This is a genomic window from Bradyrhizobium lupini, from assembly GCF_040939785.1.
GTDB classification, from domain to species: Bacteria; Pseudomonadota; Alphaproteobacteria; order Rhizobiales; family Xanthobacteraceae; genus Bradyrhizobium; species Bradyrhizobium canariense_D.
The window spans coordinates 2,414,837-2,435,144 of record NZ_CP162553.1 but is presented as its reverse complement, the minus strand read 5'-3'; the positions used below and the strand labels follow the sequence as shown (position 1 = coordinate 2,435,144).

Sequence of the window (20,308 nt, the reverse complement as noted above, 5' to 3'; positions counted from 1 at the left end):
ATGAGGCCTCGATCCGCGATCGCCATCAGGGCCAGCGGCCAAGTTATCGGTCGCAATGACAGGCCGTATACATGAACGCACCCGACCGATCTCCAAAACGCTGTCGAAATCTCTTGCGCCCGCGGGGCGTCTATACATGAAGCTCTCGATGAAGGCGTTCTGCATGGCTTGCCCGGTGCGATGTACTGCCACGCGACCGCTCTGGTCTGCTTATGCCAGAATGGCGTGGCTGGTGAGCTCGCTGCCGTTGTCGCTGACCCATGCTGAGGTTGCCACGCTCGATCATCAGCCGGTCCAGTTCCCGCGCCACGCGGATGCCGGAGAGCGAGGTGTCGGCCACCAGTGCCAGGCACTCGCGGGTACAATCATCGACGACGGTCAGGATGCAGAAGCGGCGGCCGCAGGTCAGTTGGTCCGACACAAAGTCGAGTGACCACCGGTCGTTCGGCATCATCGGAATCAGCATCGGCGCCCTGGTCCCGATCGCCCGCTTGCGGTCGCCGCGGCGGCGCACCGTCAGCTTCTCTTCCCGAAAGAGAAGAGCTTCTTATGGTTGACCAGATACCCCTCCCGCCTGAGCAGAACATGCAGCCGCCGATAGCCGAAGCGGCGGCGCTCCTGGTAATCACCCTCATGCGCTGGCGAATGCTCGCATCGTCAGCCCGGGTCGTCTGATATCTTCATGCGGCAGCAGCCGATGGCCTTACGCGCCCGCCTTGGGCATCCACCAGATGGGCGACAGCTTTCCGCTTCCCCGCGGGCGTCGCCACTTCTTTCCCAAGAGATCCTCCAGCGCTGCATTATCAAGCGTGGCGTCAGCCAGCAGCCGCTCGAGCTTCGTGTTCTCGTCCTCGAGCGACCGCAGCCGCTTGGCCTCGGAGATGTGCATCCCACCGAGTTTAGCCTTCCATTTGTAGATACTGGCATCGCTAACACCATGCTTGCGGCAGAGATCGGCGACCGAGACCCCGGTCTCGTGCTCCTTCAAAATCCCCATGATCTGTTCTTCCGTAAACCGCTTGCGCTCCATGCTCTGGTCCTCGTCTTGGGCCAGACGAACTTCAAAGTGGATTAAGCCCAACGGGCAAGGTCAGCCGCACAGATCGGCAACCGAAACGCCGGCCTCAAGCTCCCGATAGGAGCTGCTCTTCGCTAAAACCTCTCATGCCGCGGTTCTCTTCATCGGCCAAAGCGTTCAACATGGCCAAACCCTAGGCACACTTTGTTTCTCGTCGGACCGGACTCAAATCGTTATGAGCGCAAACGGGTTGAAGGATTAGAAGATGTCGAGCTCGATCTCTTCCGCCAGCTCGACAATACCTCCTGAAACTTGACCAATGCTGCGCGCGTATTTTAATGCTTGGGCGCGGTTCACGAACACTCCGCCAAAACTGCCATTCTGGTCGCGAGCAACCCAGGTGCCTTGGCGATTCCTGCCAAGAAGGACCCTGCCCGCCGCAGGGATGCGCGAAGGAATTTCACCCAACTTCATTTTCTGTCCAGGAATGTGAAATTGTGCTCTGCTCTTCACCCGAGTGCAAATCTTTGCGTGTTTTTTTCATCGCGGGTGAGCTTGCTAGACACTGGACCAGCATCTCCAAATTGGGGGCATTATCAGTGCGCTTCGGCGGTCGGCGAAACTAAGGACCCGGTGGCCCCTGCCGCCGTTACAGCGGCCTGCGTGCAGCGATTCACCTGCAGCGATGATCATCTTACGGCGTGGTCCCATTCCAAAGCGTCCTAACCTCTTTCGTGAGTGCGGCCAGTTTCGCCCAATCGGTCGAAGTCGCCGCTCTATGGCCATCAGGAAGGGGCCTCCTTACGGGCAGGTTGTCCCGGCAACCGATAGTCGCAACAAGCGCATCGCATATTGCTGTGTCTTGTATCAACTGTTTCGGTCGGTAGTTGACTGACGGCTAATTGTGCGCGTCGCCATGGATCTGCAACAGGCAGGCAAGGGATGACGGCCACGTAACCGTTAAGCAACTACGTGGTGCCAACAGGGGGAGCGAACACGCAGGCTTGGGTGACACGTATGACGCTGAACTGATGCGTTGGACGAGTGCGCGCGTTGGCGAGGCCTGGCGACCTGTTGTCATAACGTTTGGGGGATCCTGGTATTTAGAGAGGCTGACATTCTATAGAAAACGTCCGGCAGCGTCATTGGGAAGTGGACTGGCCCGATATCTGCTTGGCCTGGGCGCAACAAACGCAGGAGAAGTTCTATGCCAGAGGAGCCCAGAGCACTTGGCCAATTGTTTCGCGCTCACCTGATCGGAAGCGGTGGTATTTTGCCGAAGAGCAGCGTGAGCAATACGGGTGCTTCTTGGAGCCGCCCCAGCCATCGAATGTCATCAGGGGCGAAAGCTCCGAGAGATGTGGCTGCCTCCCGTCTTCGTTGATGCCGAACGACTAAAGCTCTTGGGGCGCAGTAGTCCATTCAAAGCCACGATAGAACGGCACACCAGGAAGAAGGTTGTTGTGTAATGACGATAAACTCGCGGCGCGCTATCAGTCGTCGTAAATTATTGTTGATGGGGGGCGGTGCGATGCTGGCCCCTTATGGCGCTTCTCTAGTCCCCACGTTCCATTCTAGGGCCGAACACTACGCGACCGTTGCCGAGGGAACGAACATCTCTGCTGCCGTTTCGCCGGACGGGCGTAAGATCGCATTCGACCTGGCCGGGAGCCTCTGGCTTGTTGGCATCGAGGGCGGCGTCGCGCGGCGGTTGACTGATGATTTCGGCGAGGTCGCGCAACCGCACTGGTGTCCAGACGGGAAGGAGATCGTTTTTCAGTGCTATCGCGACGGAAACTGGCATCTCTGGACAATCTCTGCCGATGGGACCGCGTTGAGGCAGCTTACGCGTGGTCCGCACGATCATCGTGAGCCAAGCTACTCTCCGGATGGTCGACGCATCGCATTCTCGTCGGATCGCGGCATGGGCTACGGCATCTACGCTTTTGACCGGGATACGGGCGCGGTGGAATCGTTGGTTGATTCCGCGAGCGAGGAGACCGACCCGGCCTGGTCCCCAGACGGACGAACGATTGCGTTCGTCACCAACCGGTCATTACTGGAGGTGATGGACGAGTTGGGTAACCGGACCACTCTTGTCTCCGTTCACAGCTCAACAGACATTCTCAAACAAAAGGAGATCCACGCTCCCTCCTGGTCTCCCGACGGGGATCTCATCTACCTTATCCTGAACAAGGGGGCGGCGCAGTTGCATGGGCCCCGCGGTATTATCGTGCAAGGCGAAGACATTTTTCCTTTTCGGGCGTCGTGGTTGCCGACTGGCGAGTTCGTATACACGTCGGGGGGCAAGATCCAGCGGCGCGCCCTGAAAACCATGCAGTCTTCCGTTATTGAGTTCTCCGCGCAGCTTCCAATCGTCAAGCCGAAGTACAAGAAAGTGCGCCGGGACTTCGATTCGGTCGCATCACGCCCGGTCCTCGGAATCGGCAGCCCGGCCTTGTCGCCCGATGCCCGCAATATCGCGTTCCGCGCTCTCAACGATATCTGGACGATGACGATAGGAGACCGGCCGCGCCGCGTTTGCGGCGACGGATTCCATAAATCCGATCCGGCATGGTCGCCTGACGGGCACTGGCTGTCTTATTCAAGTGACCGCGGCGGCAAGCTAGATATCTGGTTGCGCGACCTGCGCACCGGCGAGGATCGCCAACTCACACACTTGTCCGATGCTGCGTTATCCGGTTCATGGTCGCAGGACGGCAGATTGATCGCTTTTTTGGATCAGGCCGGCAACCTTTATACGATTGAGATCGAGAGCGGCACTGTTCAGAAAGTCTATGGTCCTTTATGGGAACCGGGCAGGCCAAGTTGGGGGCCTGATGGGCGGACAATCGCCCTTGCAGCATTCAAACCTTACTCTACTAGCTATCGAGAGGGGCTGAGTGAAATCCTGACCGTCGATCGGATAACCGGTGAGGTCGAATACCAGTCCGCTCTTCCACACCGATCACTCAGTACGCGCGGCGACGACGGACCTGTGTGGTCACCTGACGGGACGAAGGTCGCTTTCGTGCTGGCCAGTCTGCTGTGGATCGCTCCGGTCAATGCCCGATGCAGGCTGACCGGCCCGCCACGTGTGATCAATGCGGAGGTTACGGACGCGCCGACGTGGAGCGGTGACTCCAAAACCTTGCTTTATCTATGTAATGGAAGTTTGCGGTTGCTTGCGGCCGACGGGGGAGAGCCGCAAAGCGTGCCGCTTTCGTTGCATTGGGCAATGGCCAAACCCGCGGGCCGGACAGTACTCCGCGTCGCACGCTTATGGGATGGCCGCAGTCCGGACCTTCGGGAGAATGTCGACATCCTCATCGACTGCAACAAGATCACCGGTATTGTGTCCCAGAGCGGCGATGCTTATGGCGACGCCAAAATCGTCGATGCTCCTCGGTCCACAGCCATGCCTGGGTTGATGGACATGCACACCCATCGCCAAATGCAGGGCTATTCATATGGCGACCGGCAAGGCCGGTTGTGGCTTTCTCTGGGGATCACGACGACCCGCTCCGTCGGCTCGCCCGCTTATCACATGGTGGAGGACAGGGAATCCATCGACTCCGGGGCACGGGTGGGTCCGCGTCATTTTGCGACGGGGGAGGCGATCGACGGGTCCAGGATATTCTACAATTTCATGCGCCCGGTCACCGAGCAGGGACAGATCGCCCTCGAGTTGCAACGCGCGGAAGCCTTGTCGTACGATCTCGTCAAAACCTATGTCCGATTGGCGCCCGAGACGCAACGCGATGTCATTGCCTGGGCGCATGCCCGCGGTCTGCATGTCACGTCGCACTACCAGTATCCCGCCGCGGCTTTCGGCGCCGACGGGATGGAGCATCTTGGCGCCACCAGCCGGCTCGGTTACTCGCGAACCATGAGTCGATTGGGAGTCGCCTATCAGGACGTCATCGAGATATTCGTGCAGAGCGGCATCGCGTGTACGCCGACCATCTTCACCGCAAACGCATTGCTGGGCGAGAATCGTTCGTGGATCGATGACGTCCGGATTAAAACGTTTTATCCCGCGTGGGAGTATGCGCGACTCAAAGAACGTGCTAGACTGATGGCAGGTCCAAATGGGCTGACCACGATGGCCGAACTCGAACGCAATGTCGCGCAAGTCAAGAGGCTGTTGCGCGATGGCGCCCGAATCATCACTGGGACCGACGCACCGATCGATTTCCCTGCCATCAGCTTACATCTCAATCTGCAGGCGATGGTTCGCTATGGTGTGAGTCCATATGAAGCGCTGTTGACGGCAACCCGCTATCCTGGCGAATTTCTGGGCCAACCCTTGGGGACGATTGCCAAGGGGGCCCTTGCCGACATCGTCCTCGTCGATGGAAATCCGCTGCTGCATATCGAGGATGCCGCAAATGTCAGGCGTGTGGTCAAGAACGGTGAGGTTTCGAGCATCGAGGATCTGCTCGCGCCCTTCGTTGCAACGCAAGTTCACCAGCACGGAAGTAACACGATTTTGCCGCCAGTTCGGACCAGCGTGAATGACGCGCGTTTCTGGTGGCACGGGCAGGAATTCGTTGAAAACAGCAGGGCATGTTGCTGCTGTACGGCGATGCCGCGGTTTCGCTGCACGGATTAAGGCTCGAATTCTTGCGGAATTGACGAGTTGGAGCGGCAGTCCGATTGAGGCGACTGAACGTCACGCCGTAGGCTCACGGAGTCGTGGTCCCTGCAATGAGGCTTCCCGCGACTGAAAGCTTGCCAGCATATCCGCAGCATTCGTCACGGTCACGGTTCGGCAGCGACCGCCCCGGATGGGGGCGGTCGCTCAAAGGCGCACCTTGCGGCCCTTGTGGACCAGCTTGCGCTTCCGTGGTTCGGCCTCTCTCACTAACATCCCGCAGATGGGGAAAGGAGGGCCTTTTCATAAACCGGAACCGACCACACGTATGCGCAGGCGAGGATCGGTATAGGAAAGAACCTTTCCACCTTCTCGGCTCGTCGGCTTTATAGCTCTGCTGACGTTGTTCGGCGTTTCAAGCTGCCGCCGAGAGACTGCTGCAGTCCTTCGAAGACCATCTCGAAATCCCGTGAGGATGAAGCCTCAGAGCGCGGTCCATGAATTCGGCGGACTCGTCCTCAGCACTCCTTCCGGAGGCGCAGTTCCCACAGCTTCTTCAACTTGCTGTTGTGTTCGATCTGCTTCAATCCCGTGCTGTCCGTCGGCGGCTATTATATTTTATCCAGCCGACGCGTCGTGCCGCAGATTCCGAAGGTGCGGCGGATCTCCGCAACTGAAATCTGATATCCCGCCTGCTGTAAAGGCGACGGGGGATCTACAGATTCGAGAATTTCGAGGTTTAATGGCCTTGCTCCTCCCACGGCGATCATAGCTGCAAGGCTTTCACTCTGGCTCAAGGTTCCCGGAGCAGACTAGCCAACAGCCGCGGCGTAGTTGGTCCGCCACTCGGCTATGAAGACGTTGGAACCCCAGCCCCCCATAGTGAACGTCGTAGTGGCCGGTGCTTCTGAATGGTCTGCCCGACTTACGTCCTGCGCAAAACTGGGCCCTGGATTCTAGCGAAGGTTCCAGAGGGGGCCGTGTGAGCCGAATGACGGTTTGCAAGAAGCAGCCACAATCCGCTCCCGAATCTGGTCGACTGGTCTCTGACGGCTAGCCCTCTCAGTACCCGCGAGCGGGAGAACGTCGCTTTATCGTTCTCTTTCCGCCTCACCTTCGCGCCGCTTGCACGTCACTTGCCATGACTGCATCAGAGTAGCTGTTTCCGAAATGGGTGCGGAGGTAGTTCACGACTGCCGCGATCTGGTCGTCGTCCATCATTCCGCCGAAGGAGGGCATACCGCGGCGGCCGTTGAGGACGACATCGATCGCATAAAAGCTCGCGTCGAGATTGCGGTTGGCGACTAGCGACGGATAGCTGGCGGCACCGCTCGCCCCCATCGCATCGATCATGTGGCAACCGCGGCACACATTAATATATAGCTGCTCGCCAGTCGTCTCGCCAAAGCGATCGCTGGAGGAAAAATAGTAGGTTTTTGGCGCCTTGGGATCGTTTTGCTCGAGCAGGGGATGCGACGACCGCAACAACAGCGCCGCTATGGCTGCGAAGATGACATGCTTAAAGCGCCGACGCATCTTCGCCTCATGGCTTGACCACCCGCTCATGCAGCCGCGCGATGGCATCAAGTGAGGAGAGGATTGCGCCCTCCTGCCAAGCCGGCAATGCCGACGCGTGCTCGCCAGCGAGCAAAATGCGCCCGTCGATCCCACATAGATTGCTATAATGCTGCTTGCGGGTCTCCTCCGACCAGTGGCCGCTACACCCAAGCGTGAATGGCACCCGGTGCCAGGCAACCGCGATGCCGTTCTCGAACTCCGTCCGGTATTGAGGATGGATGACGGCGCCGAACTCGACCGCGCGCGCCACGCGCTCATCCGGCGGCATGGCGGTGAACTCGAAGGCATTGGCGTCCTCGAAAAGATAAGCACCGAGCAAGATGCCGCGGCCGGACTTGTTGTAGTCGGTGTTAGGATAGCCGATCTCACGGATTGGCAAATCCGTGTAGCTGATCCCCCCGTAGATCGCGTCGTCCTCCTCCCAGAATCGGCGTTTAAATTGCAGCCCGACTTTTACCGATGCCCCATAAGGCACGGCATCTATAGCCGCCTTCATCGCGGCACCGACATTGATCGGCAATTGGCTCAGGATCGACAACGGGATCGCGCACAGGCACCAATCGGCAGTGACCTTTTGCAACTGCGTGGGATTATTGGCGTCCACATAGGTCACGGTAACGCCGCTATCGTTCTGCCAAATTTCTGTGACCTTTGCATTATAGCGGATGAGTTCGCCGAGTTCGCGCGCGAACGCCTTGCCGATCATATCCATGCCGCCGACCGGCTGGAACATTGTGGTCTGCAATTCGTACCTCGCGAAATTCCAAAAATAGCGCCACAGTTGCGACTTCAGGATATCCGAGAGCGCTACCGGTTCGCTCGGAAGGGGAGTCGCGGACAGCCCTCCGCCGGGCGGTTTGGCGTAGCCGCGATATCCGGAGGCAATCAGGCCCTCTCTGTATTTGTAATTGTGATCAAGCGCGCCCCACGATTTCAATGCAAGCAGCAGGATTTCCTTGTCCTTCACGGAAACCGCCTGATCCAAGTCGCCCTGGTTTGCAACTTTCGCAAGCAGTTCCGAAATCTGGCCCTGGAAATCTGCCTTTACTGCGCGGATTCGCTGCGGCGCCCCACCGAAAGCGCCCGAGGCGTGTAGATACGCGTTGTGATTGACCTGGACAAAGGGCTCGAGCGCAACGCCAAGCCTCTTGCAATAATCCAACAGCGCGCGGTGATGATAGGGAATCCGCCATGGCCCCGGATCGAGATGAAGGCCCTTCTCGAAGGCGCAGGTCTGCTTGAAGCCGCCGAGTTCAACAAAACTATCGCCACCGCGCAGGGTCCAGTTTCGCCCGCCGGGGCGATCGTTAAACTCCAGCACCAGGACCTTGTAGCCGGCCTGACGGAGCTCCAGTGCCGCCGTCATGCCGGCAAGGCCCGCACCAATAACGAGCACAGAAGCGCCTTTGGCATCACCGTCCAGGTGGATCGGCCCTGTGTAACGAGATTCAGAGGCAACGCCAAGGGCCGTCATCGTTTGGTACATCGCGGCGCTGCCGGCCACGGTACCAATCAACGAGAGCAGATCGCGTCGTCGCACGGTGAGAGGCTCGTTCTGCATAGGCATTCGATCGCCCCAAAACGGCTCAGGCCGCGTCTGCCAACGAAACGCGAGGCTGCTCCGCATTAGGTATGATGTTGACGGGAAGTTCTTGCTGATGGCCGTGTTGATTCGCAGCTTGTAACTCGCGCTGCAAACGGACGTTCGTTTGGCAGGCGGCTATCGCTGGAAGATCAGCGGCGGGGCATAACTGGCTGCAATAATGGCCGTGCGGCAAAAGCGCATCGGAGTTGTTGGGTGCGACGCCTGGCGGCAAACATCGAGTCGACGCTGAAGGGGCCGATCCAAATTGTTGAGAGCCATAGATAGGCGTCCGGCGCCTCACTGAACGTGGCATAGCGTCCTCCTGGTTTGCGTCGAAGACAAAAGCAGGATTTGCGCCACCGAAAGGCGCGACAGGCGGACAGCTCCATATGAGAGCAATGTGGCGGTTCACACGGAGTGGCGTGTTTCCAGACGCGGGCAGCGTCTGCTCTCCAACGAGATACGGTGCGTCCGAAATGCGGTGCCGCCTCTTACAATCGACTGGGTCGACGCGGTTTGTAAGCAGCCCACTCTGTTTGATAGGTTGGATGAAGCGAAGCGGGCGGCACCCGGAATTCAGTTCTCTTTCTCCTTCCGTTGGCGTGTCAGTTTTCCGGCCACTGTTCGATCCCTGCGTTGGCGTGCGTTAAGTGCTTGGGCAGGGTCAAATATCCTCGCGGCAGATCGTGTCGTGCAGCAAAGAAGCGGAAGGCAAGCTCCACCTTAGCCTAAAGGAGTGTCGTCTGGAGTTTCTCAATTGTTAATGAGCGTTTTGACTCATCACCTATCCATTCATTCCCGCTCTCCATGTTCACAGGCGTACTTTAATCCGGGGTCCGTTCTTCAACCTGAATTGCCCTGTTTCATCGCTGTCAGACCGAAGGAGACGCCGTTTGAACAGCCTGCCTCTCCGTCACACAAACCCAACGTACAGCTTTCCCGTATCCGGCTTTCGTGAAACAACTTTCGCGATCGAAGCGACGACGGTCTACGAGATGCCGCAGCTTGGAGTCCTTGCAACTGGTTGGTGGGATATGCCCCGCCACGCTCAGGGAGGTTCATGATCCCTTGTCCGGTTTCCCACAGCGGTACGACGACTGTCGCATTCAAAACACCCCCGCCGTTTGCGACTGTCGGAATACGTCTTAAATGGCATTGGCACGGCTGTTGCTTTTCAGAGAGGCATCAACGCTGACCGAGGTCAGATGCATTCAATGTGGGGTTGGAGTTCCGCCCGCTTTGCGAAGAAGCCAACCCGCAACAAGGGAGATCTCGGCCGCAATCGACGATCCCGTCCCACAACTGAACCGGCTCTTTGCATGGGGCGACCGTGAGGAAGATGCTTCATGCCTTTGCTATCTGTATGGGCTCCAAACGGCAAGGAGTTGTAGATCGTTAAGCATTTTCACTCCCTAAGCCGCTGAAGGTGGTTCTGACTTTTGCGTCTGTCTGCGTCTGGGAACTCGCAGTCGTCGAGCGCGAAGCCGATGCCCATCGCAACCAGCGTCACCACGATGCACGCGTGCGCGGTGTGTACGACAAAGGCGCGATCATTCAAAACGAACTCGTCCTCGGAGAGTACAGAAGTTGATAAGGTTGTCAGGATCGGTCGGTGGACCTTTGCGCAAGCGAGCACGTCCTTGGCGGACCATCGGAGGGAGTGCCAGAGCCGCGCGAAGTACGCATCACGAGCGCTAGATAGGTTGATCGATATGTCGATCCGGCCTCGCCAGGCACTGATCTATTGCCTGCCGGATGTTCGAAATGCTTCGCCGCGATCCGGAATTCGCGCATCGTACCGGCTTTGCCACGTCAATTATCCATGCATTCCACCGATGTACAACGACGGCAGGGCAAAAAGCATCACGGGGGATCGGCGAGTTATGAACAGATGATTACCTTTTTGCTTGGGCAACAAGACGATCTCGGCTCAACTGATGCGAGCGGAGAATCGGCCATCGGGTTTTGATTATCTTCGGCTTTTTCTGGCGATCAGCGTCATAGCCGTCCATAGCATATCAATATGCTACGGCATGCAGATTCATCTGGAGATGTGGGGTGGTCCGCTGCACCCAATCTTGAAATTTATTGTTCCATGCTTCTTTGCAATGAGTGGATTCCTCGTCGCGGGAAGTCTGGAACGTAACACAGTCTCTGCATTTCTGACCCTCAGATTTCTACGAATTGTTCCGGGCCTTTCCGTTGAGACGCTAATTTCCGCACTGCTATTGGGCGCGCTGTTAACGTCGCTGTCTCTAACAGACTATTTTTCCCATGAAGAATTCTGGCGCTACATGGCCAGTATCGTAGGCTGGGTGCACATCTACCTTCCCGGCGTTTTCGAGAACCGATCTTCTCCGAACTATGTGAACGGGTCAATTTGGACTATTCCTTTTGAATTGGAATGCTATGCTGCAATGGCAGCTTTGGGAGTAGCTGGGGTCGCCAAGAGACCGATCCTTTTCACGAGCGTAGCCATTCTTGCGATGCTCGCTTTGTCCGCAAAGGGAATGACGTCCCCCAGTTACGGCGTTAGCCACGGAGAGATGGTCCTCCCCTTCATGTTCGGAGTTGCAATCTATCTACTCCGGAACATGCTGCCGTTCTCGTTTCCTCTATTCGTTCTGAGCTTAACACTGTCCTTAGGGCTCTTCTACTTCAGAGTGATATCTTACCTCGAGGCACCATTCGTCGCCTACTCAGCAACTTACGTCGGACTACTGAATCCAAGGCGAGTGCTTCTGGTGCGTGGCGCCGATTACTCATACGGCATCTATATCTACGCCTTTCCTTTTCAACAGGCAGCCTTTGAATTGCTTCCAGGCGGGACTTTCTGGCTTTTGAACATCGCCTATGGCGTCGTCTCTTCAGGTGCAGCCGCGTATCTCTCCTGGACTTTTGTTGAGAAAAGAGTTCTGGAACAGCGCGCAGCCGTGCTATCGCGCCTCGCAAAATTCATAGAGTGGCTTCGTTTGCGTTTCGGGGTTCTGTAAATGCCCTTGGCAGTTTATCTTTCCGAAGATACTCGGCAGTGGTCCACCGCCGTGACTGCTCTGGATCGCACAAAACCGTAACCGTCGCCACGTTGCTCATTTGTTTGCAATTCAATGAGCAAATCATTTCTTCCTCGAGCACAGTCTCCGGGAAGGCCGACGTCACCGGAGACCTTTACGGTGTCCCTGGTCAGCCATCCAGTCGAGTTCCGCAAGGACATCGATGGCCTTGTCGCGGTTGTGCGCGGTGCCGGCTCTGTTCCGGTCGAGGCCGGGTTTTGTGTGTTCCGGGCTGACCGTGCCCCCGGATGTTATGCAGTTCTGAGTTGGTCCCGAGAGTTTGGATTAGATAAATGACAAGTGAAGAAGTTTCTCGCCCGCCCGATCGAGGGCGACTGGCTGCATCTGTGGATCCACGCCACCTACGTGATGGTGCGCCAGAATGGGGCACATCATATCTGTCGCGTTGATCATTGCGGTCGGCTTCGACAGCGACGGCCGGCGCGAAGTGCTCCGCATGGATATCGGTCCTACCGAAGCCGAGACGTTCTGGACCGCGTTCCTGCGCAAGCTCACCAGGCGCGGCGTCAAGCTCGTCGTCTCCGACGCCCACGAAGAGATCAAGGTGACCGCCATCAGAGTGCTGAACGAGAGTTGGCAGCGCTGCCGCGTCCATTTACGCGCAACGCTCTGCCGCAAGCCGGCAGCGCGTCATCTCCGTCTTTCGGCGATGCCGTCGGCGGGCTGCACGGGTCTCTGCAGTTCTGATTGCGCTCATCCACGGCGGAAAAGGGGACAAGGGCAGTTCATTGATCTGCCGCAGATCGAGTACATGCCTCCCGCTTTTAGCATCATGGCTCACCGCTCACTCGATCGAAGGTAAGGCGCCGCCAATTTATGGTAATGGACACACTCATCTCAAATGCGGATCTAGGGGCCCCGGAGGAAGCTCTGTGACGATTGGTTGGTCGGGCACAGGGGCAGAAGCACGCTATCTCACTGCTGTCATGACGATGAGAGAACCTATAAGATCTGTTGCTGTCGAGAAGGATAAAGCATAACCAAGCCTTGTCGCCTTTAGAGCACGATATCTTCGGTATGATGCGGCGGTCGAAGTGACGGTTGCGCCTGCCTCTCGCTTCCTTGTAATTCAATCCATCAGGTAGTCCATTAGCGCGCTTGGCGCCTCGTTCGCCATATCGGGCTCAGGCGTCGGTGGTGTCCCTGGGGAAGACAAACAACTTCCATCGAGCTGAACTCGTTGCGAAACGCCTTCCTCTGTTGGCAAACACGATGGAATCCTCACCTGGTCCCTAGCCGCGCGATGAAAACTTCGGTGCAGGCGATGCCATATTCACGTCCCGCCTCGAGAAGCACTCGATCGCGAGCTAGCGCTGCGCGCAAGACTGCCGAACGCGGACAGCGGCAGGGGCGCGATAGATAGCATGTAGATCGGCGCTGAAGCCAATCCGGACGACAAAAGTCAGTCTCGTCGGGGACAGAGTGAGAAGCACACTACAAGATAATGCGGACGGAACGAAACAAAGAGAGAGCACATGGGAGATCGTGTCGAATTCAGGTATTCTTTCCTCCAGAAGGCACAAGAAGTGCGAAAGAGGTGCAAGCGGAGACCTGCGGAGAGCGGTGATGCAAACGAAGCGAGTAGAGTTCGCGAGGCCGAACCGTCGTTCTCACGTGAGCGATCCAATCAGGCCTAGGAACCTCTAGTTGACGACAGATCCGCGGAGAGCGGAAGCGCGGACGTAAACGTCAAGTGTCGCGATTATTGCAAGTGCTCTGTCGCATTGACGACGCATGTCACGATGCGCTCGACAATCCTTGGTGCCGCCCTTCGAGTCGAGATCTTCCGGGCTTGTATCGACATTTTTTTCGAGGTCTTGCGGTGCAAGATTTTGCGATCGGTATCGTGTGGTATGGGATTTGCTCTTCTCGATCCCTAGATCGTCTCGGCTCCGGGAGAAACACATGGTCGATGTGCAAGACGTTGTGCTGTCCGCACGGGAAAAACAGTGCTTGCGGTGGGTAGAGGAGGGCAAATCATCCTGGGCAATCGGAGTCATACTCGAGGTTAGCGAGAATACTGTCAACTTTCACCTTAAGAACGCGATGCGAAAGCTGGAAACAACCAGCCGCACCCAGTGCGTTGTGAAGGCGCGCCGCCTCAGGCTTATCTGAGTTACAGCGCCTGCTGCCATTCAGCGCGTGCGCGGCGACCCTATCGTCACGTACCGGAATCAATCCGTTGCAATCCGATCTCGTCTCCCTGTCGCGCGCCATGGAAAACTGCCCCTCGGCGCCATGAGGAATTGCCCCCTCCTTGGATAGCCAAGGAGAGAGCAAATGAACGAGGAACAGAATCACTAGAGGCTCGTCGTGGAGTGATCCACGGGGGCAGGTAATGAAGACGCCGGTTGACGTGGCGGAGATGTCGCGCCTGAGGGCGTGCGGATGGGGGCTGAAGCGGATTGCGCGCGAGCTGGGCTGCAGCCATCACGCTGCAGCGCGCGGTGCAGCCTTATCGGCAGGCGCTGAAGGCGGAGGCGCTTGCGACGATGCGGTTCGAGACACCTCCGGGTCGCCAGCTGCAAATCGACTTCGGGGAGCGTCTGGTCGAGATCGGCGGAACGAAGGTCAAGGCATTCGTGTTCGTGGCGACGCTCGGACATTCGCGACGGCTCCATGTGCGAGCGTTCCGGGCCGAGAAGCAAGAACACTGGTTTGGCGGGCTCGAGAGCACATTCACCACCTTCAGCGGTGTACCCGAGGAAGTGCTGATGGATAACCCACGCGCACTTGTGGTGCGCCACGACGCGGTGAGCCGGTCGGTTCAGTTCAACGACAGGCTGATTGCCTTCTCGAAGCACTTGGGCTTCCGTCCTCGCGCCTGCGCACCATATCGGGCACGCACAAAGGGCAAGACGGAGAATGGCGTTGGCTATGTGAAGAAGAACGCGATCGCAGGTCATTCCTTTGCAACTTGGAACGCGTTTGAGGCCCATCTCGCCAGGTGGGAGCGAGAGGTTGCGAACGTCCGTATCCACGGCACGACCGGCGAAGCACCGATCATCCGCTTCGCACGAGACGAGGCCCACCGGTTAAAACCGCTCGGCGGGCGGCCCTCGTTCGGATCATTGCGCGAGCTAACCCGGATCGTCGGCAATGATTGTGCCATCGAGATCGACACCAACAGTTACTCGGTACCGTGGCGCCTTATTGGTGAGCGGGTCGCGGTGACCGTCGCGGCCGGCGAGGTGCGGATCCGCCATGGCGTGCACCAGGTCGCGGTTCACGAGCAATCGAAGGGGCGCCGGCTGCGGATCGTCGATCCGATCCATCTCGCTGGTGTTGCCGGGCGCAATGGCGCGGTCCGCCGCCCGGAGATTGCAGCGGCGGTGCAGGAATCGTCTCCCCCGCATTCGTTGTTGCGTCCGCTTGCCGAATATGAAGCCGTGATCGGGGGAAGCTTCTGATGACGCGCGCAAAGAAGCCAACCGAAGCACCGACTGATCCCCTTGATGCCATGCTGGCGCGATTGCAGCTCTCCGGCATCCGCGATCAGCTTGATAGTTTGCTCGACGAGGCGGCGCGCGCGAACCTGTCGGCGCGTGAGACGCTGATCCTGCTGTACGAACGTGAGATCGCGCGCAAGGATCATCGCCGCATCGATATGGCGCTGAAGCTTGCACACTTCCCGGCCGTAAAGGAGCTCGCAGGCTTCGACTTCGAGGCGCAGCCCTCGATCGATCCCAAGCAGATCCGCGACTTGGCCGCGTCACGTTGGATCGCCAACGGCGAGAATGTGCTGCTGCTCGGACCGCCGGGCGTCGGTAAGACGCACTTGTCGATCGCACTCGGGCGAGAAGCGATCCTAGCCGGTTATACCGTGCAGTTCACCACGGCGACGACGCTCGTCGCGGGCCTGGCCAAGGCGCATGGCGACCGGCGCCTGGACGAGAAGCTGCTCGCGCTGGCGAAGCCGAAGCTGCTCATCGTCGACGAGCTCGGCTATCTGCCGCTGGAGCCGGACGCCGCTGACCTGCCGCTGAACTTTCATCCATTGGCGATTAGAGTCTCGGCGGATGTTACGCCGTTTGGCGCGGGGTGAACAACGTGCGATCGGCGGAGCTGGTCGGGGTTGCGCAGCCGGTCGCACGTTGCGGTGAGGTTGGCGGAATAGGCCGCGGGTGTTAGATAGCCCAGCGACGAATGCGGGCGGTGGCTATTGTAGTCATCGGCCCACGCCGCAATCCTGGTTCGGGCGTGATCAAGGCCGAAGAACAGGGTTTCGTTGAGAAGCTCGTCTCGCATCCGGCCGTTGAAGCTTTCACAGAAGCCGTTCTGCATGGGTTTGCCTGGCGCGATAAAGTGCCAGGCAATCTGGTTGTCCTCTGACCAAGTCAGAATGGCGTTGCAGGTGAACTCGGTGCCGTTGTCCGAGACGATCATGCCAGGCTTGCCGCGGCGACCAATCAACGCCGTCAGCTCGCGCGCCACCCGCCGTCCCGGGATCGAAGTATCGGGGATCGCCGCCAGGCATTCCCGGGTCACGTCATCGACGATGTTGAGGATCCGGAACCGGCGCCCATTGGCAAACTGGTCATGGACAAAATCCAGCAACCAACGGGCATTCGGCCGGGCCTCGAGCAGGATCGGCGCCCGGGTGCCGACCGCGCGGCGGCGAGCCCGGCGCTTACGCACGCTGAGGCCTTCCTCCCGATAAAGCCGGTAGATACGGTTCAGCCCGGACGGCTCGCCATGCTGACGCAGCAGCACGAATAACCGCCGATAGCCGAAGCGCCGGCGGGCGTTGGCCAGTTCGCGCAGTTGGACCCGCAGTTCGGCATCGGGCGGCCGGCTCGACCGATAACGGATCATCTTGCGGTCGGCGCTGACGATGATGCAGGCCCGCCGTTCTGACAGTCCCAATTCGGCCTGCAGATGCGCGACAGCTTCGCGCTTGGCGGCGGGCCCTACCATTTTTTTGAAAGAAGCTCACGCAGCGCCGCCGCATCCAGCATCTGCTCGGCCAATAGCTTCTTCGTACGCCTCCGATGGGGGCCGTCTTGCGTGAGGGTTGGTAATTCGCGAAGCGTGTGACCTTAAGTCTAGCTTTAAGGTCATCAGGCGATGCGGGTCGAGGTTTTAGGCGGGCTGGAGCGGCGGCGGCGTTGGTCGCAGGACGACAAGGCACGGATTGTCGAGGAGACGTTGGCACCGGGCGCGAAGGTAACTGAGGTTGCGCGGCGCAACGGAGTAGCGGCCAGCCTGGTGTTTACCTGGCGTCGACAAGCACGGACATCGGAACAAGTTGCACCATCTTTTACGCCGGTGCAGATCGCCGCCGTAGCGGCTTCGACTGAAGAAACTGCGAAGCTTTTGCCTACGGTTGATGGCCGAGTTCGCTCGGCGGCAGCCGCACGTACTGGATTGATAGAGATCGATCTCGGCAACCGACGGTGCATCCGGGTGGATGCGCACGTCGATCCGGAGGCGCTGGCGCGGGTCCTCGATGTGCTTGGACGCCGATGATTGCTGTACCAGGGAATGTGCGAGTGTGGCTGGCGACAGGCTACACGGATATGCGCAGAGGCTTTCCGTCGCTGGCCCTCCAAGTGCAGGAGGTGCTGCACAAAGAACCGCTCAGCGGTCATTTGTTTGTCTTCCGCGGTCGCCGCAGCGATCTTGTGAAGGTGATCTGGCACGATGGTCAGGGAGCCTGCTTGTTCACAAAAAAACTCGAGAGAGGAAAGTTTATCTGGCCATCGGTTGCCGGTGAAGCGGTAACGATCTCGCTGGCGCAGTTGAGCTATCTGCTGTCCGGGATCGATTGGCGCAATCCGCAAGAAACCCAGCGGCCGACGCGGGTCGGATAATCGTTTTGGGTTTGAATCTGATGCTCGATCTGATTCAATGGCGTCATGACATCGAAGCCGGACGACCTTCCTTCGGATCTCACGAGAGCCTACCTTGCTCTGCTGGCCGAGCGCGAGGCGTTGCAGGCTGAACGCGATGTGGCAGTCGCGGATGCCGCCAACGCGCGGGCGGAGCTATCGGACAGCGAGGTGCTGATCGCTCATCTTGAGCTACGGATCGAGAAGCTCAAACGCGAACTGCACGGGCAGCGCTCCGAGCGCACGGCGCGTTTACTCGAGCAGTTGGAATTGGAGCTCGAAGAACTCGCCACCACGGCGACCGAGAATGAGCTTGCCGCGCAGGCCGCAGCAGCGAAGACGCAGAACGTTCGCCCCTTCATGCGCAAGCGGCCGGTTCGCCAGCCATGGCCGGACGACATCGAACACGAGCGCGTCGTCATTGAGGCTCCAACGAGCTGCGCCTGCTGCGGTGGATCTCGGCTGGCGAAGGTCGGAGAGGATGTGACCAAGACGCTGGAGGAGATCCCGCGTCGCTTCAAGGTGATCGAGACGATACGCGAGAAGTTCACCTGCCGCGATTGCGAGAAGATCAGCCAGCCGCCGGCACCGTTCCATGCCACGCCGCGCGGCTTCATCGGTCCGCAATTGCTGGCGACAATGCTGTTCGACAAGTTCGGCATGCATATCCCGCTCAATCGCCAGAGCGTGCGCTTCAAGGCTGAGCGGATCGACCTGCCGCTGTCGACGCTGGCCGACCAGGTCGGCCACGGAACCTTCGCCGTCATGCCGCTGTTCCAGCTGATCGAGCGTCATGTGCTCGCGGCCGAGCGCCTTCATGGCGACGACACCACTATCCGCATCCTGGCGAAGGGCAAGTGCACGACCGGCCGGATCTGGACCTATGTGCGGGATGACCGGCCGTTCGCCGGGCCTGCGCCGCCGGCGGCGGTCTATTATGCCTCGGGCAACCGACGGGGCGAACATCCTCAGAAGCATCTGGCCGCCTTCGCCGGCATTCTGCAGGCGGATTGCTATGGCGGCTTCGAGCCGTTGTTCGACCCAAAAAGGAAAGCAATGCCGATCACGCCGGCGTTTTGCCTGGCCCATGCGCGGCGGGGATTCTTCGAACTGGCTGACATCGAGAAAGCCGCCCGGGAAGGCCGCAAGGGCAAACCGGTCTCCCCGATCGCGCTGGAGGCGGTCAGGCGTCTGGATGCGTTGTTCGAGATCGAGCGCGCCATCAACGGCCGTAGTGCCGACGAGCGGCGTGCCGTGCGCCAGGAGCGGAGCAAGCCGCTGCTCGACGACATGCATGACTGGCTGCTCCGCGAGCGAGAAAGCCTCTCGCGCTCCGCCGAGGTCCTGAAGCCCATGAACTACATGCTCAAGCGCTGGGACGACTTCGTCCGCTTCCTCGACGATGGCCGGATCTGCTTGACCAACAATTGCGCTGAGCGTGCATTGAGAGGCATTGCCTTGGGAAGGCGCAACTGGACCTTCGCTGGTAGCCAACGTGGCGCCGACCGTGCCGCGATCATGCTGACGATGATCACGACCTGCCGCCTCAACGACGTCGATCCAAAGGCCTGGCTCGCCGACGTCCTCGCCCGGATCGCCGATCTTCCCGCGTCGCGGCTGCGCGAACTGCTGCCCTGGGAATGGAAGCTCCTGCACCAAGCCGGCAAGTCCGCCGATCAGCAAGCCGCCTGACCTTCACGCAACGCCATCGTAGAACTCGCCGCGCTCGCGCGCATGTGTCAATCAGGCGGCCTTCGTCGTATGCGTACGCTTCTTCAGCTTGGCGTTCTCGTCCTCAAGCTGCCGTAGCCGCTTGGCATCCGAGACGTCCATACCGCCGAATTTGGACTTCCAGTTGTAAAGCGTCGCTTCCGAGACGCCGTGCTTGCGTGCCAAATCGGCCGTCTTCGCACCGGCCTCATGCTCGCGCAGCACGCCTATAATCTGCTCTTCCGTAAACCTGGCTCGCTTCATTTGTCCGTTCTTCAGAAGGCCGGACTCTAACTTCAACTGGAGGAAATCGGCAGGGGCAGGTCACCGCGCATCTGTTCTTCCAGCTGGTCAGCCGCCGTTACGAAACCGGTGCCATGCTGATCACGTCGAATCGCAGCGTTGCCGAATGGGCACCGTATTCGCCGATCCCGTGGTCGCCACCGCGATCCTCGACCGGCTCCTGCACCACAGCCACGTGCTGACGATCCGCGGCGACAGCTACCGGCTCCGCGCCAAACGGAAGAGCGGCCTCATCAAGGCGCCGCCCGCCGGTGACGGCCCTCCGGTCGGCCGCCTCCCTCCTGCCCGTCACCGGCGGAAACGACCATCAAACGACATCATGAAACCCAGGGTGGGAGCAGTTCTTCATGACGCAAAGGGGGCAGTTCCGGATGGCGTTTGACACTCCCGAGAGCAGCGGGTTGCTCGACCCACGATCTGGCCGTTGCGGGGCGCGATTGCTCCTAGTCATCGCCGGTCTTCTGGCGTTGGATCCCGCAACTAGGCCTAGCCGCGGCCGAGGAAGCCGCCCGCGAACGGAGCCGTGATTCACTGGAATCGTCGACTGGGCCTTCGGCAAGAAACAGCGCCAGGGGACGATCGTGTACGGCCTGGAGAGCCGCGGTATGCCGT

Annotated in this window: 8 protein-coding genes and 8 pseudogenes; 10 read left to right on the top strand and 6 right to left on the bottom strand. The window is 59.2% G+C overall.

Annotated elements, in window-relative coordinates; genetic code table 11:
- Window positions 1–138: 138 nt before the first annotated feature.
- A pseudogene (locus tag AB3L03_RS11715) lies at window positions 139–1,030 on the bottom strand (IS3 family transposase); the annotation flags it as partial.
- Between the two features lie 246 nt (window positions 1,031–1,276).
- Window positions 1,277–1,492, bottom strand: a complete 216-nt coding sequence (locus AB3L03_RS11710) for a hypothetical protein (RefSeq protein WP_368508629.1) — start codon at window positions 1,490–1,492, stop codon at window positions 1,277–1,279.
- 1,057 nt (window positions 1,493–2,549) lie between these two features.
- On the opposite strand from AB3L03_RS11710, the gene AB3L03_RS11705 reads away from it, so the two are divergent.
- The gene (locus AB3L03_RS11705) at window positions 2,550–5,633 is read left to right on the top strand and encodes an amidohydrolase family protein (RefSeq protein WP_368508628.1); all 3,084 of its coding nucleotides are present in this window, start codon (window positions 2,550–2,552) and stop codon (window positions 5,631–5,633) included.
- Between the two features lie 1,092 nt (window positions 5,634–6,725).
- Here AB3L03_RS11705 and AB3L03_RS11700 read toward each other — a convergent pair.
- On the bottom strand, window positions 6,726–7,151 hold the full coding sequence (locus AB3L03_RS11700; protein ID WP_368508627.1) for a cytochrome c: 426 nt from the start codon (window positions 7,149–7,151) through the stop codon (window positions 6,726–6,728).
- Between the two features lie 7 nt (window positions 7,152–7,158).
- Entirely contained in the window at window positions 7,159–8,754 is a 1,596-nt protein-coding gene (locus tag AB3L03_RS11695) for an NAD(P)/FAD-dependent oxidoreductase (RefSeq protein WP_368509038.1), read from the bottom strand.
- 1,931 nt (window positions 8,755–10,685) lie between these two features.
- Between AB3L03_RS11695 and AB3L03_RS11690 the strand changes: the two genes are divergently transcribed.
- The 5 genes and pseudogenes from AB3L03_RS11690 to AB3L03_RS11670 all read left to right on the top strand — a co-directional run.
- Window positions 10,686–11,771 carry an acyltransferase family protein gene (locus tag AB3L03_RS11690; RefSeq protein ID WP_368508626.1) on the top strand — a complete coding sequence of 362 codons (1,086 nt, stop codon included), beginning with the start codon at window positions 10,686–10,688 and terminating at the stop codon, window positions 11,769–11,771.
- A 348-nt stretch (window positions 11,772–12,119) separates the two neighbouring features.
- Window positions 12,120–12,447 (top strand): annotated as a pseudogene (locus AB3L03_RS11685) (transposase); the annotation flags it as partial.
- Window positions 12,448–13,781: 1,334 nt separating this feature from the next.
- Window positions 13,782–13,967, top strand: a pseudogene (locus AB3L03_RS11680) (response regulator transcription factor); the annotation flags it as partial.
- A 317-nt stretch (window positions 13,968–14,284) separates the two neighbouring features.
- Window positions 14,285–15,262, top strand: a pseudogene (gene istA, locus AB3L03_RS11675) (IS21 family transposase); the annotation flags it as partial.
- Window positions 15,262–15,831, top strand: a pseudogene (locus AB3L03_RS11670) (ATP-binding protein); the annotation flags it as partial. The pseudogenes istA and AB3L03_RS11670, both read left to right, overlap by 1 nt.
- Window positions 15,832–15,842: 11 nt before the next feature.
- On the opposite strand, the pseudogene AB3L03_RS11665 reads toward AB3L03_RS11670, so the two are convergent.
- Window positions 15,843–16,831: pseudogene (locus AB3L03_RS11665) on the bottom strand (IS3 family transposase); the annotation flags it as partial.
- A gap of 88 nt (window positions 16,832–16,919) precedes the next feature.
- On the opposite strand from AB3L03_RS11665, the gene AB3L03_RS11660 reads away from it, so the two are divergent.
- From AB3L03_RS11660 to AB3L03_RS11650, 3 genes are read left to right on the top strand one after another with little or no spacing between them, the layout of a single operon-like run.
- Window positions 16,920–17,321, top strand: coding sequence for a transposase (locus tag AB3L03_RS11660; protein ID WP_085357272.1), 402 nt, complete (start codon window positions 16,920–16,922; stop codon window positions 17,319–17,321).
- Window positions 17,318–17,665 carry an IS66 family insertion sequence element accessory protein TnpB gene (gene tnpB / locus AB3L03_RS11655; protein ID WP_085357271.1) on the top strand — a complete coding sequence of 116 codons (348 nt, stop codon included), beginning with the start codon at window positions 17,318–17,320 and terminating at the stop codon, window positions 17,663–17,665. Before AB3L03_RS11660 ends, tnpB begins: the two co-directional genes overlap by 4 nt.
- 45 nt (window positions 17,666–17,710) lie before the next feature.
- Window positions 17,711–19,375 carry an IS66 family transposase gene (locus AB3L03_RS11650; RefSeq protein ID WP_085357270.1) on the top strand — a complete coding sequence of 555 codons (1,665 nt, stop codon included), beginning with the start codon at window positions 17,711–17,713 and terminating at the stop codon, window positions 19,373–19,375.
- 78 nt (window positions 19,376–19,453) lie between these two features.
- Here AB3L03_RS11650 and AB3L03_RS11645 read toward each other — a convergent pair.
- Window positions 19,454–19,657, bottom strand: a pseudogene (locus AB3L03_RS11645) (transposase); the annotation flags it as partial.
- Between the two features lie 65 nt (window positions 19,658–19,722).
- Between AB3L03_RS11645 and AB3L03_RS11640 the strand changes: the two are divergent.
- Window positions 19,723–20,078 (top strand): annotated as a pseudogene (locus AB3L03_RS11640) (ATP-binding protein); the annotation flags it as partial.
- Window positions 20,079–20,308 lie beyond the last annotated feature (230 nt).